Origin of the sequence: Paraburkholderia dipogonis (assembly GCF_046027395.1) — a bacterium.
GTDB lineage: Bacteria > Pseudomonadota > Gammaproteobacteria > Burkholderiales > Burkholderiaceae > Paraburkholderia > Paraburkholderia dipogonis_A.
On sequence record NZ_JAQQEG010000070.1, the window covers coordinates 1 to 24,908 of the forward strand.

Here is a 24,908-nt window from a genome sequence, read left to right on the forward strand (position 1 = left end):
GGGCGGCGGCTGGGGTGACATGGCCCCACAACCTGCCCAGCCGGCCATGGGACAGGTAGCCCCCCCAACTCCGGTGCAAACAGCGGTGGCGCAGAATTAACGGAGCAGTTGTGAGCTGAGCATCACGCAGGCCCGTCCAGAGCATCGGATGGGCCTGTCGCCTTCCGGAGTTAGATCATGAAATCCGCCGTGGCGAACACGATTTTCGGAACACCTCTCAACTGGATGCGTCGGGTTGCGGAGCAAATGCTAATCTCGCTCGGCACATCTTATCCGACAAGAATTCTGCGCGTCGCCCTCGTCCCGTCGATTCTTTATTTCGGCGTCGCGGCGCTCGCGATAGGGATGGCAATACTGCTTGTCCTCACTGACGCTGTCCGATGCGTATGGTTCTTCTAGAGTGTGGCAAACAAGAGTCGACTTCGTCCCAGCGGTAACGCCTGTTGTTGTACGAGATGCCGTTCCGTGCGTGCCAGTGAGGACAGACGGCGTTTAGCGGGTCGTCGGCGGCGAAGTCCGCGGGCCGCCCAACGCAGTGCTACGGCCGCCTGAGATATCATGCAGTTAAACCAAGATTCGACCTCCCCAATACATTCCGAAGCGGTAAGGTCGACCGCACCGGCAAGACGATCACGGATGCTGTTCAGTCGGTACAGCAAGTGACCGACCTGATGGCCGAAGTCGCAGTCGCATCAGGAGATGCAAATCACCGAAATCGGGCACTGCCCATATATCGATCCTTCCTCTGCCGAAGAGCGACTTTCGGTATTTTCCAAAGGTTGAGCTCGCCCGTTCAACCGTTCTTTGCATGCTTTAATAAGAGATGCCCGAGTTTGTCTCATTGTCGCCTCTGCGCGGCCGCTGCGTCTCCCACACTAATATTTATTCGAGAAGCCTCAACCGCCATACTTACACCTCTTGCTCCCGGGCCGGTCGCCCAGCAACCTTACATTTTCCGAAACCCCTTATTCCTCTTAAGCGGGAATTGCGGACCGTATGCTCACGTCAACGAGTGCTGCAAAGCCGACATCATGATCCAAATCCTATGTTGAACCGAACCGTTATCAGCTCGCTGAGCTTATCTCGAGAGCTTTGGCTCGCGGCCTAAAGAGATTCTGTGGACCCAGACCCGAATCGATCAGTCACTCGCAGATACTATGTCGCGTCGACCCAACCGGCGACCTTTGGGTATTTGCTTACGGCTCGTTGATGTGGAATCCCGTTTCCGGGTACGACAAGCGCGTCGTCGCGACGCTTGGGATGGCATCGCAGTTTCTGTACCCGGCTTATCGCCGGTAGCGGCCGCCCTGAGAGGACGGGGAGAACCCTCTCGCTCGAGCCAGGGGGCCGCACTGAAGGCGTAGCCCTACGCATTCCAAGAGCGCCCCAAAACGATAAGCTACGCATCCTCTGGATTCGCGAGATGGTCACGGGAGCATATACCCCGTCCTAGGCTCCGGTCACTTTTCGGACCGGCGGAAATGCTACGGCTCTCGTGCTCGTTGTAACTCCCGAGCCGGCGCAAATCGAGTCCGACGCACAGCCCGAGACGACTGAACCACTGATGACCGCAGCATCTGGCTCACTTGGAACTAACGCGGAGTATGTATTCAAGCTGCAAATGGCGCTTACTGACTGCGAGATGCGCGACTAGTACATAGACAAGCTTGCCGCCAAGCGCGCACGGCGCGGTCAAAGCCCCGCGTAATTCAACTGCGTGGGGCTGGTTTGTCAGGCAGCGGCGAAATGTCAATTCGCTAGAGACGGCTTTTTATCGACCGGTGGCTGCGCTACATTAGATATTTAGGCCTTCGTCCCGTCAAGTGCGCCTCCGAAACGGGGGATGCACGTCGAGGCCATAAGGACAAGGTACTCCTTATTGAAGGGGATTACATGTGCGCTCTCGTTCTAGTCGCCAGTCTACTGGCACCGCCGGCTGTCCCGTGTCTGCCAGCAAAAAAGGAGCGCACGTCTGCTTACGGCAGTCCTCTTTTGCATTACGGTTTGCAATTGTCTTTGCGCAGTCAGTCCAATGTTCGGATCAGTCCTTGGATTGGCAAACCTTTCCCTTCATCCAGCGCTCCACCATCCAGTCCTGCTCGCCAGGGATCTTTCGAACGCCACCGCATATGACAGACCCGGTAGTTCACCCTGGCGAGGTACGTTCGTCGCAAGAGGCGTTCTGGTCGTTCTTGTGTTGGGGCTCCCCATGGCAACCTGCATCGCTTGTCGCCATCGCCTATTTCACTGCAGTCGTTGGCATATGGCTGTTGCTCCGGCATCGACGCAGAAGCAGGCCTCACATGTTAGCGGCTGCACCCGCGACGTTAATCCGGCTCTCGAGTGTCGTACGGGTCTCGCTGGCGGCGACATCACTAAAATACGCGGCGATGTTCTCCGTGCTCAGCAACTCTCTACACCTTCTCACGGACGAGTCCGCAATCGACTTCTCGTCGGCCAGTATGCCGATGGTTCTATTCGGCTTCGGGAGAATCGCGGGCGCGGCCGTCAGCGGGATGCTTTCGCGTACCTATTCAACCTTGGTGCCACTCATCCCCCCGGCCACGTTGGCACTAGCCTTCTTGCTGCGCTATATCTTCGCTCGCGGCCCTGACTTCGTGACTGGGGTAGCCGTTCTGGCCGGGGGTGCGGCGCACTCCAGCGCCATGCTCGTTACGCACTCCACGCTTCGTCCGATTGCTCCGGGTGAGCCTGACGTCACGACGGCATTGCACGTCTGCGCTGGCTGCGTCGGCGTACTCACAGGAGTCGCCATCGTAGCCGTATTTTCAACCGTATTTGGAACAGTGGCCATCTTCTTATGTGGTATATCGCTGGCCATCTTTTCGTTCGCTGTCGTTGCCACACAGCTATCCCGAATGGAAACGGATGCAACCATCGTCGCTCTTCAGTCGACAGACTGACGCTCGAACGACCCTTTTTCGCAACTCCCATTTTCGCCATACTTCACCACAACGATGCATGACGCACGCACCACTCAAAACCCGGCCCACTCACCTATCCCCGCAAGGACGATCAAATGAAACTCTACATCGCTGAAGCCACCTGCTCCCTCGCCGTGCAGGCAATCGCCAACGAGCTTGGCCTGTCGCCGGAACTGATCCACTTCGACGTATTCGGTAAATCAACGTCGGACGGCAGCAACTTTTCCGACGTCAACCCGCTCCGGTACGTTCCGGCACTGGTGATCGACGGCGAAAAAGACGCTCTGACCGAGACCATCATTATCACGTCATACCTCGCGGACCAGCATCCGGAAGCCAACCTGATTCCGAAGCGCGGCACGATTGAGCGCACCCGTATGGACCAGCTCCTGACCTTCATCGCCACCGAAATCGCGCAGAAACACATCCCCCTTATGCGCAAGCTTATGACCTCGGAAGGCATCGAATTCCACACGAACAAGCTGCTCACCGCATACGGCGTGCTTGACAGGAAGCTCTCAGACGGACGTTCATACCTCACCGGCGAGCAGTTCACGGTCGCCGACGCTTACGTGTGGGCAACGATGTGGCAGGCGCGCTCGGGCGTCAACCTAGACCACCTGACCAACCTGATGGCCTACGTCGCTCGCGTCGAGGCTCGTCCGTCGGCACAAAAGGCTCTGAAGGACGAAGCGGAACTCGTCGCGCGTCACAAGAAATTGCTGGAGGTAAAGTAACGCCATGCGCTTGCGCACCAATAGCTCCTCGCCATGGGCGGGGGTTCTTCTGGACATCGGCGGCGGCCCTAGTTCTGCAGTGCACTTAAAAAATGTTCCTTGCAGTCCTCGACATCATTAAAGCGGCCCATGACCGAGAACAGCGGCGCGCTTTTCGCCGCAAGCGGGTCGGCGGCCGTTATCGGTCTCGGAATGAGCGTGCTGCGCGTCAGTTGCACGGCCCTAATTCAGGAGATTGCCTCTCCGTTTCAACGAGGTAACCCAACTGTTTCAAACCTATTTTTGCGCAATCTGGGCGACACGCTTGGCGCAACGGAGTTTGGTGCAATTGTGAACGACGGCTTGGCCCACACGCATGACGCGCCTCATGTGACTTCGGGGGAACTCGGTCGCCTTCTGCCCTCCCGAACCGAAACGTCTGCCGCGGTTGACGCGCTGAGACTCGCCTTGCACAACTCTCTGCGCGTGATGTTCCTTTGGATGTTCGCCACCAGCCGTATGCGCCTGCTGTGCTAACCGTCAATTTACATCACGAAGATGAGGCAAGGTTCTACCGCTCCTCGATTCCTCCAGGCTCTCGCTGGGAGTCCCGGAACCGGGCATCCGCAAACTTTGCAAATGCGAACAGAGCAACAATGCCCAACGGGCTGACAACAAAGAATGCAATTAACACGCCGACTCCAACTGGATGCTACCGATCCAGTCTAGGTCATGCAGTAGCCCGGATAATCGTAAATATCCCGAACACTGCATTCGTGCAGGGTGAATTACTGGGCAGACAATAAGCGGAACTACGGCTCGCTGTTTAGGAAAGGAATTGTGGCGGCGGTGTGCACTCGTACTTTTCACTCCCAACCAACCACCCATGACAGATCGCCTTCCATTCGTTACCAGAAATTCTGGTTTCGCTCGGCACCGCCTTTCGCTTGGATAACATGCCGCAAAAAACTACCCGTCAGTTGCCAAAGCAAACCGGATTTCGGCCTCGAACGACGACGCGGGTTGTTCTACGCGCGCTGTATCACTTCCATTCAATTCCGCATAAAGCTGAAAGTGACTATTTCCGCGGCTTTGCCTAGTGCGATCGAATTTCCTCGTGCGCTGCTACTCGCGCAGCAAACCCTGAAAATCCATTCACAGGTTCGTCGGAGATGGAAGAACTCGTCAGCGCCCGCTGCCAGGCCGGCTTTGAGCGCATTCAATACCCCAAAGGTCTGCGGGGGAAAGCCACGTGTTACAACAGAGGATTGACTCCGGCGAAGCGACAGAGAGTCTCCCGGCAAAAGCTCTTTCAATTCGGAGTTCGGAGCCATTTCTAAACAATGCGAACAGTTGCTTGGCATTTCCACCGCAGCAAGGACTGATCGCTCTCTCTCGTACATCGCCAAGATGGGTGCCGCATCAAGATGCGTGAACAGAACTGATTGGACGCGCCTATACCCGTCATGAGCGAACAAATACATCTTTGCTGTTTCCTGGGTCTAATCCCCCGAAAGGCCTCATTGCGTCCAGCCACAGTCGGGCACCCGCCAAAGCAAAATGCGGAATCCGATGCGGGGGATTCACATGAATGCACACCTTTCCAATAACCCGGTAGAGGCCGTCGCTGCTAAACGTACCGCGACGCTATTCGAGCCGGCACGAGTTGGCGTCCTACCCCTCAAGAACCGTGTCTTTATGTCGACCATGACTCGGCCCATGGCGCTGGCGGGTGTTCCTGGTGACGCGAATACCGAGTATTACCGCACGCGGGCGGCCGGTGACGCTGGCCTCATCATCACAGAAGGCACATGGGTTCCGCACGACGCAGCAGCCAACGAAGTGGATGTCCCGCGCATGTATGGTGTGGAAGCACGCGGCGGCTGCGAGAAGGTCGTGGACGCTGGCCTATGCCATGCGCCCAGGTCTAACTGTATGCCTCCTACCCTTGTTGCCAGAGCGCCTTTCAACCGACTCTAAATTCACGGCCAAGGAATCTCGGACAAGGCCATAATCGGCCACACTGAAGATAAAGCCCCTGGCAATCTCCTCCACATTCGCTAGCACTTCTGCTCCTTCTGTTCTACTGGCACACACCAGAACGCAACAGCAGCAACGCCGAACGTCGCAACCGGCAGTGTTCACATTTGGCGAAATTACTTTTCCAACTCTCTGAATAATCCACAAGTTGTACCCGTTGGTGCTTCAGTTTGGCCCGAGTCGCTGAGCGGCGGCTCGCACCTTCAATATCGATGTATGCGTCACACGCGCGGACATGTGCGCCGCACTCAGTCGGTCAACGACTCCGCAGCCAGGGTGCATACTCGTGTCCCTTCTGAACCATGCCGCCATATAGCGGTTATGCGAAGCGGGCGGTTCGAGAAGGTCGATGAAGCACAACCCAGACCTCCATGTACTGCAGCGTGCGCACAGGGCCAAGAGGCCTGAAAGGCCGTGGAATGAGGGAATTGTCCCGACTTGAATTTCGCGCCACGCATCACCATGACGTCGACGCAGCGAACAACGTCCCCGTGCGTGACGTCGCCATCTGCAGTAGGAATCGTCAAGGCGTTCGCTAGACCTTTTTACCTTCACAAACGGCAACAATTCTGTATGACATGCCACCTTAATGTTAAGTAACTGCTCCCGTAGACTTTAATCACTGGCCGCGGACATGTTGCTCGTGGCACCGAATCAAAAGTCGAGGTAAGTCATCATGAAATCGCTCATTAAAGCAGTTATTATCAGCGCAGCACTGGTAGCTCCTGTCGTATCTTTCGCGCAAACGAGCGCACCGAAGACCCGCGCGGAAGTTCGCGCAGAACTGGTCGAACTCGAACAAGCCGGCTATAACCCGGCCGCCTCAAACGACGCGACTTATCCTGATGAGATTCAGGCGGCCTTGGCGAGGGTAGCTCAAAAACGGGCGAGCGTCGCGGCTGCAAAAGCCGGCGTTACAGTTGCAAGTGACACGGGCGGCGCTGTCGCAGGCACTTCGGAATCCGGAACCGGCCGTTCCAAGCCCTCCAATGACGGCACGAAACCGATCTATTTCGGGCAATAAATTACCCAGCCGTTGACGTGGCGGAGATGCCCTGTTAGCGCTGGCGGGACCGCGGGCAGTCTGCCCAGAAATTTCTGAATCATCGCGCTTCTTCGTGCGCGCAATAAAGTAGCGCACCGGCAAACTGCCGCTGGTGCCAATCAACCTGAACACGACCGATCTCGCTGCATTGAGAAGTATTGTTTCAGGTACGCCGGGAGTTTGGTCGCGGATCCCCCGGAGAGGCGATAACGACAGTTGAGTACGGAGCGAGAGTCCGCACACACGCATTGATGCGACTTTCTCGGAGTGACCTTTTGCCCGTCCAGATGGACGGGCCTTTTTTGTTTAAGCGTAGCTTTTCGCTCGACTGTCTTCGCTTCATTTCAAATGAGTTAGGCGAGCAGCAGGTCCTTTCAAATTGGATTGGATGTGATCTGAGAAATGACACGTTGCGTGCCAGTTTGGGCACCGCAGCAGATCCAATGGCCAAGACTGTGTGCTCGCACAGGTCTCTTCTACGACCAGGCTGAACAGCTCAGGACGCGGTCGGCTCACTGTTGTTGAGGTCTTCACTGGCCCAGGTGTGGCAACATCGGTTCACGGATATTCCGTGCGGTCGTGTTTCGCGACGGACGTGGGCAAGCGAAGACGGGTGGTCCTTGTTTCGCTTCGAACGGACATCATGACCACAAGCTGGCTTGACGACTGAGCAGCTTTCCAGTCGCCCCTCGCGGCAGCGTTCAAGTGTCATCAGGGCGAGCCGCGCTTGCGCTCACGGCGTCGGCGCGCAAAATCGCGACGCGGTATGATTAGTGCCGGCCTCAGCGAACAGTAGAGCGGAAGAAATGGATACGATCAACCAGATGCGCATTTTTGTGCGTGTCGTAGATTTGCGAACTTTCACCGGGGCGGCGGATTCAATGAATACAAGTCCAGGCGCTATATCGAGGGCGGTGTCAGAACTCGAGGGACACCTGCGCACGCGGTTGTTCAACCGGACAACTCGAAAGGTTGCCCTTACGCCGGTTGGCGCAGTCTATTTCGAGCGATGTAAGCATATCCTTGCTGAAATCGAAAGGGCGGAAGAAGAAGCTGGCAACGCGCAGCAACGACCGGTCGGAAAGCTCCGTATTCACAGTTTCACTGGCTTTGGACAGTACTACGTATTGCCCGCGATCAAGGAATACAGGGACCTTTATTCAGAAGTAGAGATTGATTTGACGCTATCCCACCTCATGCCGAAATTGTACGAAGGCACCTCCGATGTGGCGATAGTGGCGACGTCCTCGGTTTTGCCTGATTCTGAGGTAGTCTCACATCTCCTCGGCGCCTCATTCAGTGTATTGTGCGCATCGCCTGAATATCTGCACTCCCATGGAAGGCCGCAGACACCCACGGAGCTTCAGAATTACGAATGCCTCATACTTGATACACCGGCTTTCCCCGCGTATGAATGGCTGCTGGAAAGCTCCAAAGGAGCTGAGTCGATGAAAGTTGCAGGTCCTGTCAAGCTGAACACGGTGGAGTCTATGGCGGCGGCCACTCGCGCAAGCATGGGAATCGGGGTACTGCCCGTGTATGCAGCTCTTGACGGCCTTACTGACGGTAGTCTGGTCAGAGTCCTGCCGGAATACACGTTGCAGAAAATGAATATCTTTGCGTTGAATCCGTCGCGCCGGTACACGGATGCAAGAATTCGAACATGGATTGAGTTCCTGCGGCAGTATCTTCCAACAGCAACCGCTCGCGACGTCCATCTACTTGAGCAACACAGTAAATACGTAACCAATGAGCCATAAGCGTTTCCTAAGGCGTAGGCATTACATTTCCGTTTTGCGGAGGGAACGGCTGCCCCTCTGAGATTTGCGGCGTTGCCCGTCAAACTATTGACGCCTTTACACTGCTGCGGCGGGGCTCCTCCCCCGGCGGCAGGCCAGCGCGCCCGCGCTAAACCGCTGTGCCTTGCAAACTTGCGACACGCCGTAGCCAAGCCGCACACAGCAAAACGATAACGCCTTTTGTCGATGACTTGCCGAAGCGAAAACCGTCGTTAAGACACAGTCTGTCAAGCGTACCCATGAGGCTCGCACAAGCTCCGGCCTGAAAGCCGCCTTGCGCAGTCAGTCATTTCCAGCCAAATTCAGCCCGCTGTTCAACGTCAATGAAAACTCGATAACGCAGCGCTTTATCGCCGGAAGATCTAAGTGCGCCCTGCTCGACCTCACCTTCGGAGACCTGCGCCATGGGACGGTCTCCCGGCTCTTCGAGAAAGGATCAACATGATGGAACCTGTTCAAGCGGTACGTGCATCTGGATCTTGGGCGCCGCTGGCGAGGCGTGGGCAGCTCTCCGACATAGCTTAGGTTCTCTCAACGGTCGCGACGACAACCTCGTGCCCCCTAGCGAGGTCAACCGCCCCACACGCAAACACATTTGAGTGTTCAAATTTCTGCACTTTGCAAATGGCGGTCAGGGAATAAGCCAAAGCGTCACCGCGTAGATGACAAGGGATACAGCAAATGTGATCGCGGTGTAACCCATCACCCTCTGGACGCGAACGCCCGCAATCGCAACGACCGACACCGCCCAGAATGGTTGCAACATGTTCGACGCGTTTTCCGCCATTGCCACGCCCACCGCAGTACGCGTAACGGATGCATGCAGGCCGAGCGCGCAGGCAGAACGAAAGGCCCCCTGCACTGCCCAGTGGCCACCGGCGCTCGGAATGAGCAGCGTGACGATGAGCGAACTGAAGTAGCTCAACACCGGCAGCGTGACCGGTGATGCGATCGTCACGAAGGTCTTGGCAATCGTCAGGTCAGGTCCCGACGGTGTCATGACAGCCATGATGCCGCCGGACATCGGGTATTGCAGCAGCATTGAGCCGGTCTGACGCGCCGCGCGGCGAATCGCATCCACATAGGCGCTCGGCGTGCGTTGCAGTGCGACACCCACCAGCAGGAAGATCAGAAGGGGCTGTCAGAAATTTTGTGTTCAAGGCATAACATATAGATCAAAGGAGCACGTATGCCACACAAACCGTAACCGGCCGCCGAGACGGCAATGGACCTGCCATCGATTCCAAAGGAACTGATCGACCAGTTCGTGAAGGGGCCGATGACGGCCGAAGCGGTGCAGGCCGCGTCCGCTGCGTTCAAGAAAGCGCTGATCGAACGGGCGCTGGGCGCCGAACTGGGCCACCATCTGGGCTACCCCCGGCTGGCGCTGGGCGGCCGCCCGAAACGACCAACCAGCGCAACGGCAAAACCGGCAAGACCGTACTCACTGACGACGGTCCGCTGCGCCTTGAGATTCCACGCGACCGCGGCGGCAGCTTCGCCCCGATCCTGATTCTCAAACACGCGCGCCGCTTCACGGGCTTTGACGACAGGATCATCGCGATGTACGCGCGCGACATGACGGTGAGGGAGATTCAGGGCTTCCTCGCCGAGCAGTACAGCACGGACGCTTCGCCAGAATTCATCAGCTCGGTGACCGATGCGGTGATGGAAGAAGTCACCGCCTGGCAGGCGCGCCCACTCGAACCAATGTATCCGGTGGTGTTCTTCGACGCGCTGCGCAGCAAGATCCGCGAGGAAGGACTGGTGCGCATTAAGGCCATCTATCTGGCGCTGGGCATTCTGCCCGACGGCACGCGTGACATTCTGGGGCTGTGGATCGAGAGCACGGAGGGCGCAAAGTTCTGGATGAAGATCTTCACCGATCTGAAGGTGCGTGGCGTGCAGGACATCCTGATTGCGGTCACGGACGGCCTGAAGGGAATGCCCGAGGCGCTGGGCACGGCGTTTCCCGCGACCACGCTACAGACCTGCATCGTGCATCTGATGCGCAACTCACTGGAATTCGCGAGCTGGAAAGACCGTCGCGCGCTGGCGGCGGCCATCAGGCCGATCTATACCGCGGCAAGCGCGGGGGCCGCCGAGGCTGAACTGGATGCCTTCGAACAGGGCGAATGGGGACGGAAATTCCCAACCGTGGTGGACGCCTGGCGCCGCGCCTGGGATCGGGCGATTCCGTTCTTCGCCTTCGCGCCAGCCATACGGAAGGTGATCTACACCACGGATGAAATCGACAAGCCCCCACACGATCTTTTTATGAAGTCCCTGCTCCTGGCCACAGTAGTGGTGCCTCGTGTCCCTTGGGTCGCGCCTGTTTCCATCTTGAGAACAACCGTTGATAGGTGCGTTCGGCCTGCTCGGCGACGGCCCGCTCCTGGTCGCGTGCGCTCTTCAGGCTGTAAACCGCAGCCGTGCCTTTGCACGAGCCGTGTTGTGCCGGCATTCCGGATCGCAGCTCCAGGGCGCGCAGCTTGTGTGCGGTCAGGGCTGGACGATCCCAGGCGAACGGCTCATTGCGCGTGAGCACGTACCACACGATGACCGCCAGTTTGCGTGCCGTCGCGACAACGGCGACCTGCTGGCCGCGACGGTCGCGTACGCGCAGGAAGAAAGCGCGCAGAGGGCCAGGCGCCTGTACTGCGCCCCAGGCTGGCTCGACGAGCAATGCCCGTGCGTACGAACGTCCCCGCTTGGTGATGTGGCCGTGCCTGGCGGGCGTTGGGCCCGACTGATAGACCGACGGGTTCAGCCCGAAATAGCTCACCAGCTTCTCCGGATTGGGAAACCGTTCGACGGCGCCGATCGCCGACAGAAGGCCGATTGCCACAGTGGTATTGACGCTGGTGATGGTCAGCAGCCTGTGCAGCCGCTCGTCGCCGATACTGGCTTGCGCCAGGGCCCTGTCCACCTCGTGCAGATCCTCACGAAGACGGTCCAGTTCCCGCAGGCGTTGCTCGACGCCCAGACGCTCGTCCATTGGCAGCGGTTGGGCATTGAGCCACATGCGTCCCTTTCTTCCGAACAGATCAGTAGCGTGGCACCGCTCAATCAGATGCGCCGCCAGCACTGCATGCACTTCGCTCTTCAGCCTCGTGCCTTGCCGCACGAGTTGTGACCGGCTGAGACCTGTCGGCGTAGCGCTAGGGTGCTCTCGTCGGGCATCCAGACTTCCGGCAGAAAATGGCTCGCGTACAGCTGTGCCAGCACCGCAGCATCAATCCTGTCTGTCTTTGACGCGTGCTTCGGCGATGAGCCGGGCCAGCAGTGGATTCGCAATCGCGACGCGCGCGACATGGGGGCGCAGCACGTTGACGATGGCAGCGGTGTTGCCCGTCGCTTCGAGTACCACATGATCGGTACTGCGCAACCTTGCGGCAAAGCGCTCCAGTTCGTCGCGTCTGAGCCCGGCACGACCGCCGGCCTGCAGCACACCGTCCTCGAGATACGCGATCTCGGCCACGGAGCGCGAAACATCCAGCCCTACAATTCGCATGATCGTCTCCCATTCAGATGACTGTTGGGAGCCGGTGGGACAGCACGACAACTACGGATTCGCGCTCGCAGCGCAACCGGGCGGGTCGCAGGGGCGGCCAACTACTAACACGAGCTCGCGGCTCATCGTATAAGAACGGCCTGCCCACCCGAAGTGCTCCCCGGTGCCCCTTGTCCCGGATGGTCACACCATACGCCAGAACCGCGCGGTGCGGGACCGTGAGGCACCGGCTATATCATGCCGGTTATCAACGCGATTGAAAGCGTGAATGCGCAGTTGTGCAAGATCGTGAAGACGCGCGGCCACTTCCCGGGCGACGATGCCGCGACCAAACTGCTCTGGCTGGCCTTAAGCAATATCACGGCTGAATGGAGCGGACCTGCGCACGACTGTAAGGCGGCAATGAACCAGTTCGCGATCCTCTACGAGGATCGCTTCACCAGATACCGCTTGTAGGATGATCCGATCGGCCTTGCACACAAAAGATCAGACACTCCCGATCAGAACGGTGGTGTTGATACCCAGCTCGAACCCTTTGCTGGCCCAGGTCCTCGCCAGATAGCCAAATCCAAACGCGAGGACGACTACCGTACCGACCACCGACCGTTCAGCTTGTACGGCAAACGACGACACGTCCGACTCCGTGCATGCGTGTTCGCCTCGGCGGTGCCTGCGGGCGCCGCATCGGCCTGGTTGAACGGGATTTCGCCGTCCTGCTCAGGATGCGTCCAGATAAAGATCGCCGTCGTCACGATCACCACCAACACGGTCGGAATGAACACGAACGACGCAAATACAGTCTGGCTCAGCGGAACCACTTTCCCCGAGGCTTTCTCGACGAGGTTGAGTGCGTTGCCATGCGACGCCTGCGATAGTGCGATGGAACTGGACGAGCCGCTATTGCAGACAGATCACGCCGAATAGCTGCGCGCGACCAGCCATGCGAAATCCACTTTCACCCGCCGCGCAATTTCCCGTGACAGCAGCGGGCCGACAACGAGGCCAAGTCCCCAGGTTAGCCACGCAGCGACCGCGACTATCGGGAACACCAGCGGGCCGGCGTGCGTCGGCGAATGAACTCTGGCGGCCATTGCCCGCAAACCGCGCTGCACTACCGGTGCATCGGCGATCACGTAGCCAGTCGCCAGAATCAGGATCAGGATCATCTGCAGCGTGAAGCCGAGTATGTTGAAAGTGCCGCCGAAACACGAGGTCAGTAGCACCGACAGTGACGCGTGCGGCGCGAACACCGCCGCTAGCAGCCTCACGACCACCGTCAGCCCGATGGCGAGCACGAACGGGTCAGGCATGACCCGCTCAAAACGTAGACGAGTCCGGCAACGATGCCACCGCCACGCTCCCTTCTGTCCGCGCCGGCCGAATTGGCATCTCTCGTGTTCACAATGCTTTTAAGTCCTTTGGTCGCTCGCCACTAAAGCGTCATCTTCCGTCACTTAAGCCCGACGCGGCCGGAAACTCTTAGCTGACAAATTGCATACATTGCAATCGCGTATCACCGCGGAACATACACGATCCGCGCGATGCTCGCAGCGAAGGCAAGACGCGAGACAGCTACGAGGACAGCCTTGCAAGGCGGTAAGGCGCCTATCCTTCAACTTGAAGCATCGTCTCAACGACGGCATAAACACTCGCAGTCTGATGCGGGGATGTTGGCGACTGCCTGTTGAGGCTCACCGGCGGTCCAACGGTTACGTGGCGAGACTCTTTCCCTGCCGAAAAAGCGCTTCACAGTCGGTATTGATCTTGATGCTTCGATTTGTGTCGAGGATGAAACTATTCCTTGGCAAGAGCGACATTTTTCAAGTGCGAACAGATTGATAGTCTTCTTATACGGAAAGCATCCGTACAAGGAGAAAGTCATGAAGACCGTACAAATGATCAAGATTCTTACAGCCGGTGCTATTTTGGCTACCAACATTTTGGTAGTTGGCCTAGCAAACGCGCAGCTCCAGCAAAGCACTGAAACGACCTCTTCGGTCGTAGTCGCCTCTAGCGAACAAACATCCAATTCCGTGTCACCACCGGCGCGAGATGTGTTGTTCCGCGGCGGTTACAACGTCGGACGCGGCACCGCTTCCCAAGTTCCGGGTTGCACCGGGCCCGTCAGTTTCTGCAACATGTACAGCGGTAATTGATGAACATATGGTTCCCGGCATCACGTTCTTTCGATGTCCGTGGCAGTTGAGATTCAAGGGCTTTACGGACAGCGTCCTTGGCGAAACGACTGTTCGATAAATATTAGACGAGGTCCTCTGTCGTCTTTCCTTCCAGATCACTCAACGGAAGTAACGCTGGGAGGCCAGCCGGGAATGACGATCTGCCGGCGCTTAGTGAGTTGGTCGTTACGTGCAGGAACCTGACAATTCGCCAGTTCTCCTGCGGGTCGCCTCTTCCGTTCGAACTGAAAGAGCCGAGGAAAGAAGAGAGAACCTCCAGATCTGGAAGCAAGCCTATTACCGTCAGCCCGCGTCAGGCTGCTCTGGTTGACATCACCCTTCCGCAAGCAGCTCATTGCGCGAGTCGAGGAATTGCAGAAGGAAACTCAGTCAACGTGGAATACGTTAAACGCGCGCAAACGGTGCCAACGCATCAAATGGGATGAAGGAGCGGTCGTGAACAGTGCTAAGAACTCATTACGCGAGGTGGTAGAGCATTGGCTCGCGCCCGGTCCGGAGAGCGCACTTCGTGTTACGGAATTCCGAAAGAGACGATGCGAACGTGGTTGCCACGTACGCGTCGAAACATTGACTGCTTCCGGTCCCGTTGCGCTGTTCTTCTTTCGCCACCGGGACGGCGTATGGCGCATCTTCCCACAGAACCAGGAGCGACCGGCAATGCGCATCAGCTAAGATTAAACGAAGTTTGAACGTCCAGACTGTCGCGGACTGTGGGAGTGTGGACGCGAACTCAACAATACGCTGCCCGATCACGCAGCGCGCTCTTTGAAGAGGGAACTCTATTGATAAGGTGTGCGCCGTTCGTTCAAGGGTGCATTAACATGCTTGCGCAAAGTTAACGGGCCGAGCAAACTATCGCAGTGGCGAACATTCAAGTACGATTCTCCAAACAACAACACACGAATCGCATCTACCAAGTAGCAGCAGGCATCTGACATAGGGCCTACATAGTTAATTTCTACGGGTGCCTGCCGCCGCCGTCTCGCGCGACTCAGAGTCGTACGCAGCACCCTACGCGTGGCCGAAAAGTACACGAGCCTTTAGCCCCCTAGCACGCTGGCCGGACGTAGCCTCAAACGACCCGCATTACAACTCTAGCTTTTAAAATGACCGCGGCATAGACATAAGATGACCAATCTGATATGCAAAAAAACACAAGCGGAATACTTGAGAAGCTGAACTGGGACGACCTGCGCTACTTTCTGGAAGTGGCTCGCACCCAGCGGGCGAGCGGCGCGGCAAAACGGCTTGGCGTTGACCATACCACCGTTGCGCGGCGTGTGCGGGAATTGGAAGCGGCACTGGGCACCGTGCTGTTCGACAAATCCCGTGCGGGCGGCTTTGTGCTGACCCCAGAGGGACGACGTCTGCTCGCCTACGCCGATGCGGTCGAAACGACCGTGCACTCGGCCAGTGAGCTGTTCACTGGTGGTACCCAATTCCTCTCTGGACATGTGCGAGTGGGGTCCACCGAGGGCTTCGGCTGTTTTTTCCTGTCGCCGCATCTCGCTCACTTCCACGCCGCACATCCCGACATCTCGATGGATTTACTGCCGGTGCCGCACTTCGTCAGTCTCTCCAAACGTGAGGCAGATATAGCCGTCACACTTGAACGCCCGAAGCGAGGCGAGTACGTATGCACCAAACTGTGCGACTATCGGCTTCGGCTTTACGCTACGGGTGAGTACCTGGATCGACATCCCCAGATAACAGACGTCGGCAGCCTGCGAAGTCATAGTTTCATCAGCTACGTGGACGATCTCGCCTTCAGTTATGAGTTGCTGTACCTGCAACGAGCGATCCCCGAAGCAACGTCGACCTTTCGCAGCACCAGCGTCATTGCCCAGTACTTCGCTGCCCTTCAAGGCCATTCACTGGCGATTCTTCCTTGCTTCATGGCTGCTCCGCAGTCGCAACTGGTGTCGGTACTGCCAGACGAAGTCGGGGTGACACGATGTTTCTGGTTATGTTGTCGCGAAGATTTACGCAAGTTGCGGCGAATCACAGCCGTCTGGGATTACCTGCGCGCCGTCGCCGACCGCAACAGATCATTCCTGATGGGCGAGTCGCAAGACATGGTGCCCGTAGAGTGTTGATCTGCATTGAACCTTGACCCTCCGCCATTCGGTGAACCGGTGGCGGATTCCGAGCCTTCGCCGTGGGAATCAAGCTGTCGCACCGCCACCACCGGTTACTTCTATCCCGGAAACGCCAGCTGGGCATTCATATCACGGTCAAGGTTCCCATCGGGATCACCGGTTACGAGAACAGAGGACAGTCGCGACGCGCGAGCCCATTGGTCAGCGCACGCGTTTCGCTGAGCGTGCAGGTGTCTGTCTGCGTCCTGAGTTGGCCCGCGACGACGCGACCTGCTGCGCGAGCGTATCGCGCTCCCGCCGTACCACGCGGGCAACATCGGTTACGCTCGCGAACTGATGCTGGTTCGCTTGACCTGGCGCCGATTTTCGGAGGCGTCGGCGGTCAAGCGCCGCACCTCGTCGTGAGGTGTTGTTGCAGCGCTGAGTCTTCGACAGCGTCATCTCGGCGCGCCGGAGCGTCTCCCGCGCTTCGTCGACCTGCACCACACACGCAGCACTGCTGCATGCTAAGCCGTCGCTGCACGCAACACTTCGAGTTCGCTTGAGCGGGCCCGCAGGGCGTCACGCAGCGCGTGTACCGACTCCGTGCGCAACGCCATAATTTCGGCAGCGGCGGCGTCAACTTTTTTTGTGCAACTCACGATCGGCTTACGCGCGGGCAAGCTCGGCCAGCGCCGAAGCAAGACGGCGCCTCACTGTCCGCGAACTGAGCCCCCAACGCGCGAAACTTCCGCCTGGCGTACTGCGACGACTGTCATAAAACGGGACAGCTCAGCGCGGGGGCCGCATTGGGAGATGCGCAGCGAGATCACGAACTCCTGGGCCGCCATGACGCGATTTCCGCAATGGCCCATCAGCAAGGCGTGCGCGCCTGCGCAAAGAGCCGCCCCATTTGTGTTCACGCTTGTTCGCGTCGGGCCAAAAGAAGCGATCCAGCAGGTTTGTGCCGGAGTCACTTCGAAATCCCTTTCGAGCCAGTGCATCTTGTCAGGTTGTCCCTGAAACGCTGCATGCTGATTCAACTGCGGGATTTCGATGGAGGGAATTCAATACGCCTACCGACCTCGGCTAGTTCGAGGCTCGTACGTAAGCGGCGCAAGAAGACGCGGATCTCGTCCGGATTCGAATCAGCAGCCGATGTGAGCGCAGCGCAATTGTAGCGGTTTATGGCTTCAACCTCTCCGGGAGATTTTTGCGAGGCGAATGAAAAGCGGTCCGGGGAATCGTGCTTGCGCGTGACAGCGATGCTCGAAACTGCTTCAACTCCTGCGCAAGTATATGCGGCAAGCCATCAGTTCACCTTGAATTTGCCGCCCTGGCGGGCTTTGTCAGAAACATGATGTACACGACGCGGACGCGTTTTTTCAAGTCGAGTCATACTGCGTTCCATCGAGTTTGCAGACGATTCTGGTCATGTCCGCGCAACGATTTGAAGGACCCTTTGGCGAAGATACGTCGGATGTTCTGACGGTCGCCCGCACGGTGCCGATTTTCGACATATCGAAAGGAACGCCGCTGCACACGAATTCGCGTCGATTCTTGCTAAATCTCACATAAGACAGTTTCGCTTCCGACATTGAACTCATCAAGCTTTCGAAGGAATATTTCTTCCGGCGAAATTTCGTCGGAGTACTGACTTGTAAAGACTAGAGCCGTGGATCTGTCAGACGCCACCAGCTTCCCATCCAAATTCATTCGTTGAACTCGCTCGAACATGAGAATCACAACTCGCCTTGCACCCGCATATGCCGCAGCAGCCCTGGCATTTGCTACATCAGCGCACGCGCAATCCTCTGTCACTCTGTACGGACTTGTTGATGCTGGCGTTGCTTACGTCCGTACCAACACGGGGAACCAATTCTCGCAACTCAGCGGCGCCCTCCACGGGGACCGTTGGGGCATGAGAGGAACTGAAGACCTTGGCGGAGGCCTGAGTGCTATCTTCGACCTCGAAAACGGATTTAACATCGCCACAGGTGCCTTGAACCAAGGCGGACGTGAATTCGGTCGACAAGCTTTTGTGGGCCTTTCGAGCCGTTCTCTCGGAACACTGACCCTTGGGCGGCAATACGATCCGGTTGTAGACTTGGTCCAAGGGGCGACGGCTGATTTGATCTATGGCGGGACCTTTGGCACACCGGGCGACATCGACAACTACGACAATAACGCGCGTATCAACAATGCGGTGAAATACAAGTCGCCGACTTACCGCGGGCTAACCTTCGAAGCTCTATACGGGTTCAGCGGGACCGCTGGCGCGCCTGGGCAAGGACAGAGTTGGGGATCCGCTTTGCAGTATGCGTCGGGACCGGTCACCTTGGCGGCCGGGTATTTCTATAGCTCCAATGCATCGAGCAACAATGCTGTTCGCACCGCTTGGAATGCGCCGACCGCGGATTCTTTTTTCAAAAGTCCCATTAACGACGGGTACCAGTCAGCAAGTGCGATGGCCATTGCCAGGGCATCCGGAAGTTACGTGATCGGCAGCGTCACGCTTGGAGCATCCTACAGCAACGTGCAGTACAAGCATGATGCACAGTCGTTATTCCATTCGGGCGAACACGTCAACGCGGCGAACTTCTATGTTTCGGATCGAATTACGCGGTCCACGTCCGTTGGCGTTGGCTACACGTTCACCAAGGCTAGTGGTGATACGTCTGCGACCTATCACCAAGCCAACATCGGCGTGCTATATGACCTCTCGCGCTCCACGACGCTTTACGCTCTTGGCGGATATCAACACGCCAGCGGCCAGCAACGAACCGCAAGTGGCGGAATCCGCGAAGCCGAGGCATCCATTGGTTCGCTCGGCATAGCGGGCGGGACCAGCCAGGAGCTAGCAATCGTCGGTGTGCTCCATCGGTTTTAAGTTAAGCGGCGAAACGGGGTTGATGGCCGCGCGGTCATCAACCGTGATACGGAATGCATCCGTACGAGGAGAAATTCATGACGACGGCACAAATGATCAAGGTTGTCACACCCGGTGCTTTTTTGGCTACCAACATTATGGCGACTGCCGTGGCAAACGCGCAGGCCCAGCAAAGCACTACAGCGACCGCATCGGTCGCTGTAGCGTCTAACGCACATACATCCAAATCAGCCGCACCGCCAGCGCGCGATGTGTGGTTCCGTGGCGGGTACAACGTCGGACGCGGCACCGCTCCCCAAGTTCCGGGTTGTGCCGGGCCGGCCAGTTTCTGGAACGTGTACAGCGGGAATTGAAGGAATGCATCCATATCAGGAGAAAGTCATGAAGACCGCACCAATGATCAAATCTCTTACAGCTGGCGCTATTTTGGCTGCCAACATTACGGTGATTGGCCTAGCGAACGCGCAGACCCAGCAAAGCACTGAAACGACCGTTTCGTTCATATCCCCCCCTGGCAAACAGGCATCCAAATCCGTGGCACGGCCGGCGCGCGATGTGTTGTTCCGCGGCGGATACAACGTCGGACGCGGCACCGCTTCCCAAGTTCCGGGTTGCACCGGGCCGGTCAGTTTCTGCAACATGTACAACGGCAGTTGAAAAACAGTGGAATCCCGGGATTACGTTTTCTCGATGTCTATTAGCAGTTCAGATTTATGGGTTTTTACCGGCAGCGTCCTTATCGAAACGCCTGTCCAACAATTAGTAGACGAGATCGTCTGTCGTCATTCCATCCAGATCACTCAACGGAAAGAACGCTGAGAGGCCAGCCGGAAATGACGATCCTTCGGTGCTTCGCGAGTTGGTCGCTGGCAGCAGGAACCCGGCGATTCGCCAGTTGTCCTGCGGGTCGCCTCTCCCGTTATAACTGACTGACTCAACCTAAGAGGTAATGCGGGTCGTTTGAAGCTACGTGCCGGTCAGCGCGCGACTAGGCGAACGGCTCGCGTGCTTTCCCACTGCGCGTAGGGTGCTGTTTACGACTGGGTCTTGCGAGACGGCGGCGGCAGGCATTGATGAAAATGGCCACTTTGGCTTTTTGTCAGACACCTGCATCTACTTAACAGATGAGTTACAGGATTTTTCTTGTGTTTTTTTGCATATCGGATGGGATATTTAATGTCTACGCTGTGGATATTCCAATAACTATACTTGGTCGCAACCCACTCGAACAAAGTTTTATCGGCAGCCGTAACACCCCCGCGGGGGGGCCGCCGACAAAAAAAATTTCAGGAGACAACAGCATGCAGATGCAATCGACCCCCGATGGCGCGGCAGTCACCGCCCCGCTTCCGAAGCGTGCCAGGAATTACCTGCTCGCCGGGTGGGCTAGCATGGCCGGCACAACGATCGAATGGTATGACTTCTTCCTGTACGGCACGGCTGCTGCGCTGGTGTTCAACAAGATATTCTTTCCAACGCTCGATCCCATCCTTGGCACGTTGGCTGCGTTTGCGACCTACGGTGTAGGGTTTGTCGGGCGGCCCATGGGCGGTATCGTGTTCGGCCACTTCGGCGACCGTATCGGACGCAAGTCGATGTTGCTGGCCACACTGCTGCTGATGGGCATTCCGAGCATGGTGATCGGCCTGATCCCGTCTTACCAAAGCATCGGTTACTGGGCCGCTGCACTGCTCGTGGCTATGCGCTTTCTGCAAGGCATGGCAGCAGGTGGCGAGTGGGGCGGCGCGGTGCTGATGGCCGTGGAGCATGCTCCGCCCGGGCGGAAAGGATTTTTCGGCAGTCTGCCGCAAACGGGGGTTGGCTTCGGATTGATCCTGTCTTCGCTGGCGATGACTGCCGTGACCGCGTTACCGGAAGCCGATCTGCTCGCTTGGGGCTGGCGTATCCCCTTTCTCGCCAGCGTTCTGCTGGTTGCCATCGGCTGGGTTATCCGGGTGAGCGTGCCTGAATCGCCGGACTTCGAGCGGGCGAAGGCTCTCGGGCCGCCGGTAAAAGCACCGGTGCTCGAAGCACTGCGGAGGCATCCGCGTGAGCTCCTGATCATCATCGGTGCGCGGACTGCGGAAAATACCTGGTTCTATCTGGTCGTCGCTTTCGCGCTGGCCTATGCCGCCAATCAATTGAAGATTCCCAAGGTGCACATCCTGCATGCGATCACCGCAGGTGCAGTCCTGTCGTTGTTCACGATGCCATTTTGCGGCTATCTGAGTGATCGTATCGGGCAAAAGCGGCTCTTCCTGATTGGCGTTGTCATCATGTGCCTGTTTGCGGCACCGTTCTTTGCGATGCTCGCCACCCGCCATCCTGTCACCGTCTGGTGGGCGATGGTACTCGGTGTCGGGGTCGTGTTCCCGATTCTTTATGCTCCGGAATCGCAGCTGTTCGCGTCGCAATTTCCTGCCGAGGTCCGCTATAGCGGCATCTCGCTGTCCGTGCAGTTTGCAGGAGTGCTCGGGGGGGGCGTGGCACCGATGATTGCGACCGCGCTGCTGGCATTAGGCGGCGGCCGTCCACACTACGTCGTGGCTTATATGGTCGCGCTTGGCATCATCGCGCTGTTCTGCACGCTGTTGATGCGTGTACGCGCGGAATAGATATTTTTGTCGCCCGGTGTTTAGCCGGACATTTTCAAACCAGATAAGGAGAGCGAAACATGAATGCTATTACCCACCGTCCCAGCGTCAACGTAAGCGCAGTCAAACTGCTGATCGACGGCGAATTCGTCGAATCGAAAACCACCGAATGGCGCGATATCGTGAATCCCGCGACTCAGGAAGTGCTGGGCCGGGTGCCGTTTGCGACCGTCGACGAAGTGGATGCGGCGATCCGGTCTGCGCACGCGGCGTTCGCCACCTGGAAGCACACGCCGATCGGTGCCCGGATGCGCATCATGCTGAAGTACCAGGCGCTGATCCGCGAACACATGCCGCGCATAGCGAAGACGCTTTCTGCCGAACAGGGCAAGACCATTCCCGACGCCCAGGGCGATATCTTCCGCGGTCTCGAGGTGGTCGAGCATGCGGCGTCGATCGGCACGCTGCAGCAGGGTGAGTTCGCCGAGAACGTGGCAGGCGGTGTCGATACGTACACGCTGCGCCAGCCGATCGGCGTGTGTGCCGGCATCACGCCGTTCAACTTCCCGGCGATGATTCCGCTGTGGATGTTCCCGATGGCGATCGTCTGCGGCAATACGTTTGTGCTGAAGCCCTCCGAACAGGACCCGCTGTCGACCATGGAACTGGTCGAACTCGCGCTTGAGGCGGGTGTACCGAAGGGCGTGCTGAACGTCGTGCATGGTGGCAAGGAAGTGGTCGATGCACTGTGCACGCATGAACTCGTGAAGGCAGTTTCCTTCGTCGGCTCGACGGCAGTTGGCACGCATGTGTACCGCCTTGGCAGCGAACACGGGAAACGGGTGCAGTCAATGATGGGCGCGAAGAATCACGCGGTTGTACTGCCTGATGCGAACCGCGAGCACACGCTGAACGCGCTCGCGGGTGCCGGATTCGGCGCAGCAGGCCAGCGCTGCATGGCGACTTCGGCGGTCGTGCTGGTCGGTGCCGCGCAGCAGTGGCTGCCCGATCTGGTGGCCATGGCGAAGACGCTGAAGGTCAACGCGGGCAACGAGCCGGGAACGGACATCGGCCCGCTCGTCTCGCGCGCCGCGAAAGCGCGGGTTCTCGGACTGATTGAAACAGGCGTGAAGGAAGGTGCGACGCTTACGCTCGACGGTCGCGGCACCACGGTGCGTGGCTACGAGGAAGGCAACTTCATCGGCGCGACGATTTTCACTGACGTGACGACCGACATGGAAATCTACAAACAGGAAATCTTTGGACCGGTGCTGGTGGTGTTGCATGCGGAGACGCTCGACGAAGCGATCGCACTGGTCAACCGCAACCCGTTTGGCAACGGTGTCGGCCTATTTACACAGAGCGGCGCGGCGGCGCGCAAATTCCAGAGCGAGATCGACATAGGCCAGGTTGGCATCAACATTCCGATTCCGGTTCCGGTACCGTTCTTCAGTTTCACCGGATCGCGCGGATCGAAGCTGGGCGATCTCGGCCCGTACGGCAAACAGGTCGTGCAGTTCTACACGCAGACGAAAACCGTGACCACGCGTTGGTTCGACGACGCGACGGTGAACGACGGCGTCAACACAACGATCAGTCTGCGCTGATGCACGCGCAACCGTCACCGGAGACAACATCATGAAGATCGGTTTTATTGGACTAGGCAACATGGGGGCGCCCATGGCGCATAACCTGTTGAAGGCGGGCCACGCGGTGAACGTATTCGACCTGAACGCGCGGGCCGTGCAGATCCTTGTCGACGCGGGCGCAGAGGCGGCCGGTTCACCAAAAGCTGCCGTCACAGATGTCGAATGCGTGATCACGATGCTGCCCGCCGCTGCGCACGTGCGCAGCGTGCTGACGGCGGACGACGGTGTGCTTGCCGGCATTGGAAAAGGCGTTACCATCATCGATTCGAGCACGATTGATCCGGCGAGCGTCAAGGCGCTCGCGGAACTCGCCCAGCAACGCGGCAACACCTTCGTCGATGCGCCGGTGTCGGGCGGCACCGGCGGCGCGGCGGCAGGTTCACTGACATTCATGGTCGGAGCTAGCGCAGCAGTTTATGAGCAGGTCAAGCCGGTGCTGTTGGCGATGGGAAAAAACGTCGTGTATTGCGGCGAAACCGGCACGGGGCAGGTGGCGAAGATCTGCAACAACCTGGTGCTGGGCATCACGATGGCGGGCGTGGCTGAGGCGATGGCGCTCGGCGCAGCGCTCGGGATCGATCCGAATCTGCTGGGTCGCATCATTAATACGTCAACCGGACGGTGCTGGAGCTCCGACACCTGCAACCCGTTCCCAGGCGTGATCGAAACGGCACCTGCGTCACGCGACTACGCTGGCGGCTTTGGCACCGATCTGATGCTCAAGGACCTGGGTCTCGCCACCGATGCGGCAAAATTCGCGCACCAGCCCGTCTATCTTGGCTCACTCGCGCAGCAGCTGTATCAGACGATGAGCAGCAAAGGCGCCGGCAGGTTGGACTTTTCGGCGGTAATCAAGCTGTATCGCCCGGACAGAGAGGCGTGATGATTGGATTCGACTATGCACACGGCAGCGCCGTCGCGCTATTGACGCTCAAACGCCCGCCCGTGAATGCGTTCACACCAAAGGTTCCGCTGCGGTTGCAGCAGACGGTCGATCGGCTGACCGGCGAGGCGCGCGTGCGGGTCATCGCGATCACCAGCGCCCGCCCGAAATTCTTCAGCGCCGGCGCAGACCTGAGCGCTTTCGAGGACGGCCACCGCGAAGTCGGGCACGGCGTGCACCGCGCTGCGGCGCTGGCCGTCGAGCGCAAGCGCTTAGTCGAGCAGTTCGCTGGCGCGGACCAGCGCGAAGGCGTCAGTGGGTTGCGCGAGAAGCGAGCGCCGCGCCGACGGTCGGCCGAGGACACGCAGTGATGAGTGCGACGTCACACGGAAGGCAGCGGTCACTACGAGGCAGACAGGCGTCGATCCTCACGAGGATTCTGCCGTCAGGCATGCGATGAAAAGCATTAGGCGCGGCTCACCGCACATAAGTAAATCCGGAAGTCAGAGGAAGACATCATGAGCGAAGCAGACGACAGCACGGCGAACGCAGGCGCG

Annotated in this window: 17 protein-coding genes and 5 pseudogenes; 18 read left to right on the plus strand and 4 right to left on the minus strand. The window is 58.3% G+C overall.

What is annotated here, in order from left to right; all coding sequences use genetic code 11:
* Positions 1-177: 177 nt before the first annotated feature.
* From PQR32_RS39850 to PQR32_RS39885, 8 genes and pseudogenes are all read left to right on the plus strand, one after another.
* Positions 178-399 carry a hypothetical protein gene (locus PQR32_RS39850; RefSeq protein ID WP_408240710.1) on the plus strand — a complete coding sequence of 74 codons (222 nt, stop codon included), beginning with the start codon at positions 178-180 and terminating at the stop codon, positions 397-399.
* A gap of 817 nt (positions 400-1,216) precedes the next feature.
* Positions 1,217-1,654 (plus strand): annotated as a pseudogene (locus PQR32_RS39855) (gamma-glutamylcyclotransferase).
* Positions 1,655-2,303: 649 nt separating this feature from the next.
* The gene (locus tag PQR32_RS39860) at positions 2,304-2,924 is read left to right on the plus strand and encodes a hypothetical protein (RefSeq protein WP_408240713.1); all 621 of its coding nucleotides are present in this window, start codon (positions 2,304-2,306) and stop codon (positions 2,922-2,924) included.
* A gap of 116 nt (positions 2,925-3,040) precedes the next feature.
* A complete protein-coding gene (locus tag PQR32_RS39865; protein WP_408240716.1) occupies positions 3,041-3,682 on the plus strand; it encodes a glutathione S-transferase family protein in 642 nt (213 codons plus the stop codon).
* A gap of 129 nt (positions 3,683-3,811) precedes the next feature.
* Complete coding sequence (locus tag PQR32_RS39870; protein WP_408240719.1) at positions 3,812-4,198, plus strand: hypothetical protein; 387 nt, start codon at positions 3,812-3,814, stop codon at positions 4,196-4,198.
* 1,050 nt (positions 4,199-5,248) lie between these two features.
* Positions 5,249-5,641 (plus strand): oxidoreductase, encoded by a 393-nt coding sequence (locus PQR32_RS39875; protein WP_408240722.1) that lies wholly within the window; start codon positions 5,249-5,251, stop codon positions 5,639-5,641.
* A 736-nt stretch (positions 5,642-6,377) separates the two neighbouring features.
* Positions 6,378-6,725: a DUF4148 domain-containing protein gene (locus PQR32_RS39880; RefSeq protein ID WP_408240725.1), complete on the plus strand. Its 348-nt coding sequence runs from the start codon at positions 6,378-6,380 to the stop codon at positions 6,723-6,725.
* 827 nt (positions 6,726-7,552) lie between these two features.
* Complete coding sequence (locus PQR32_RS39885) at positions 7,553-8,506, plus strand: LysR family transcriptional regulator (protein ID WP_408240728.1); 954 nt, start codon at positions 7,553-7,555, stop codon at positions 8,504-8,506.
* Between the two features lie 670 nt (positions 8,507-9,176).
* Here PQR32_RS39885 and PQR32_RS39890 read toward each other — a convergent pair.
* Positions 9,177-9,677, minus strand: coding sequence for a TIGR00366 family protein (locus tag PQR32_RS39890; RefSeq protein WP_408240758.1), 501 nt, complete (start codon positions 9,675-9,677; stop codon positions 9,177-9,179).
* A 93-nt stretch (positions 9,678-9,770) separates the two neighbouring features.
* On the opposite strand from PQR32_RS39890, the pseudogene PQR32_RS39895 reads away from it, so the two are divergent.
* Positions 9,771-10,801, plus strand: a pseudogene (locus PQR32_RS39895) (IS256 family transposase); the annotation flags it as partial.
* Between the two features lie 19 nt (positions 10,802-10,820).
* Here PQR32_RS39895 and PQR32_RS39900 read toward each other — a convergent pair.
* Positions 10,821-12,059 (minus strand): annotated as a pseudogene (locus PQR32_RS39900) (IS110 family RNA-guided transposase).
* 249 nt (positions 12,060-12,308) lie between these two features.
* On the opposite strand from PQR32_RS39900, the pseudogene PQR32_RS39905 reads away from it, so the two are divergent.
* Positions 12,309-12,515 (plus strand): annotated as a pseudogene (locus PQR32_RS39905) (transposase); the annotation flags it as partial.
* Positions 12,516-12,643: 128 nt separating this feature from the next.
* Here the strand turns inward: PQR32_RS39905 and PQR32_RS39910 are convergent.
* Complete coding sequence (locus PQR32_RS39910) at positions 12,644-12,877, minus strand: hypothetical protein (RefSeq protein WP_408240731.1); 234 nt, start codon at positions 12,875-12,877, stop codon at positions 12,644-12,646.
* 93 nt (positions 12,878-12,970) lie between these two features.
* A complete protein-coding gene (locus tag PQR32_RS39915; RefSeq protein ID WP_408240734.1) occupies positions 12,971-13,369 on the minus strand; it encodes a TIGR00366 family protein in 399 nt (132 codons plus the stop codon).
* 570 nt (positions 13,370-13,939) lie between these two features.
* On the opposite strand from PQR32_RS39915, the gene PQR32_RS39920 reads away from it, so the two are divergent.
* The 8 genes and pseudogenes from PQR32_RS39920 to PQR32_RS39955 all read left to right on the plus strand — a co-directional run.
* Positions 13,940-14,215 (plus strand): hypothetical protein, encoded by a 276-nt coding sequence (locus PQR32_RS39920; protein ID WP_408240737.1) that lies wholly within the window; start codon positions 13,940-13,942, stop codon positions 14,213-14,215.
* Positions 14,216-15,399: 1,184 nt separating this feature from the next.
* A complete protein-coding gene (locus tag PQR32_RS39925) occupies positions 15,400-16,353 on the plus strand; it encodes a LysR family transcriptional regulator (RefSeq protein ID WP_408240740.1) in 954 nt (317 codons plus the stop codon).
* A gap of 1,717 nt (positions 16,354-18,070) precedes the next feature.
* Entirely contained in the window at positions 18,071-19,225 is a 1,155-nt protein-coding gene (locus PQR32_RS39930) for a porin (protein WP_408240743.1), read from the plus strand.
* Between the two features lie 381 nt (positions 19,226-19,606).
* The gene (locus PQR32_RS39935; RefSeq protein ID WP_408240746.1) at positions 19,607-19,882 is read left to right on the plus strand and encodes a hypothetical protein; all 276 of its coding nucleotides are present in this window, start codon (positions 19,607-19,609) and stop codon (positions 19,880-19,882) included.
* 644 nt (positions 19,883-20,526) lie between these two features.
* A complete protein-coding gene (locus PQR32_RS39940; protein WP_408240749.1) occupies positions 20,527-21,840 on the plus strand; it encodes an MFS transporter in 1,314 nt (437 codons plus the stop codon).
* Between the two features lie 59 nt (positions 21,841-21,899).
* Positions 21,900-23,426, plus strand: a complete 1,527-nt coding sequence (locus PQR32_RS39945; protein ID WP_408240752.1) for a CoA-acylating methylmalonate-semialdehyde dehydrogenase — start codon at positions 21,900-21,902, stop codon at positions 23,424-23,426.
* A 31-nt stretch (positions 23,427-23,457) separates the two neighbouring features.
* Positions 23,458-24,351 (plus strand): 3-hydroxyisobutyrate dehydrogenase, encoded by an 894-nt coding sequence (gene mmsB / locus PQR32_RS39950; protein ID WP_408240755.1) that lies wholly within the window; start codon positions 23,458-23,460, stop codon positions 24,349-24,351.
* A pseudogene (locus PQR32_RS39955) lies at positions 24,351-24,575 on the plus strand (enoyl-CoA hydratase-related protein); the annotation flags it as partial. The gene mmsB and the pseudogene PQR32_RS39955, both read left to right, overlap by 1 nt.
* Positions 24,576-24,908: the final 333 nt, after the last annotated feature.

Excerpts from the sequence above, each read along its gene's own strand:
- PQR32_RS39850 (WP_408240710.1), top strand. The coding sequence starts at position 178 with ATGAAATCCGCCGTGGCGAACACGATTTTCGGAACACCTCTCAACTGG.
- PQR32_RS39860 (WP_408240713.1), top strand. The coding sequence starts at position 2,304 with ATGTTAGCGGCTGCACCCGCGACGTTAATCCGGCTCTCGAGTGTCGTA.
- PQR32_RS39865 (WP_408240716.1), top strand. The coding sequence starts at position 3,041 with ATGAAACTCTACATCGCTGAAGCCACCTGCTCCCTCGCCGTGCAGGCA.
- PQR32_RS39870 (WP_408240719.1), top strand. The coding sequence starts at position 3,812 with ATGACCGAGAACAGCGGCGCGCTTTTCGCCGCAAGCGGGTCGGCGGCC.
- PQR32_RS39875 (WP_408240722.1), top strand. The coding sequence starts at position 5,249 with ATGAATGCACACCTTTCCAATAACCCGGTAGAGGCCGTCGCTGCTAAA.
- PQR32_RS39880 (WP_408240725.1), top strand. The coding sequence starts at position 6,378 with ATGAAATCGCTCATTAAAGCAGTTATTATCAGCGCAGCACTGGTAGCT.
- PQR32_RS39885 (WP_408240728.1), top strand. The coding sequence starts at position 7,553 with ATGGATACGATCAACCAGATGCGCATTTTTGTGCGTGTCGTAGATTTG.
- PQR32_RS39915 (WP_408240734.1), bottom strand. The coding sequence starts at position 13,369 with ATGCCTGACCCGTTCGTGCTCGCCATCGGGCTGACGGTGGTCGTGAGG.
- PQR32_RS39920 (WP_408240737.1), top strand. The coding sequence starts at position 13,940 with ATGAAGACCGTACAAATGATCAAGATTCTTACAGCCGGTGCTATTTTG.
- PQR32_RS39925 (WP_408240740.1), top strand. The coding sequence starts at position 15,400 with ATGCAAAAAAACACAAGCGGAATACTTGAGAAGCTGAACTGGGACGAC.
- PQR32_RS39930 (WP_408240743.1), top strand. The coding sequence starts at position 18,071 with ATGAGAATCACAACTCGCCTTGCACCCGCATATGCCGCAGCAGCCCTG.
- PQR32_RS39935 (WP_408240746.1), top strand. The coding sequence starts at position 19,607 with ATGAAGACCGCACCAATGATCAAATCTCTTACAGCTGGCGCTATTTTG.
- PQR32_RS39940 (WP_408240749.1), top strand. The coding sequence starts at position 20,527 with ATGCAGATGCAATCGACCCCCGATGGCGCGGCAGTCACCGCCCCGCTT.
- PQR32_RS39945 (WP_408240752.1), top strand. The coding sequence starts at position 21,900 with ATGAATGCTATTACCCACCGTCCCAGCGTCAACGTAAGCGCAGTCAAA.
- mmsB (WP_408240755.1), top strand. The coding sequence starts at position 23,458 with ATGAAGATCGGTTTTATTGGACTAGGCAACATGGGGGCGCCCATGGCG.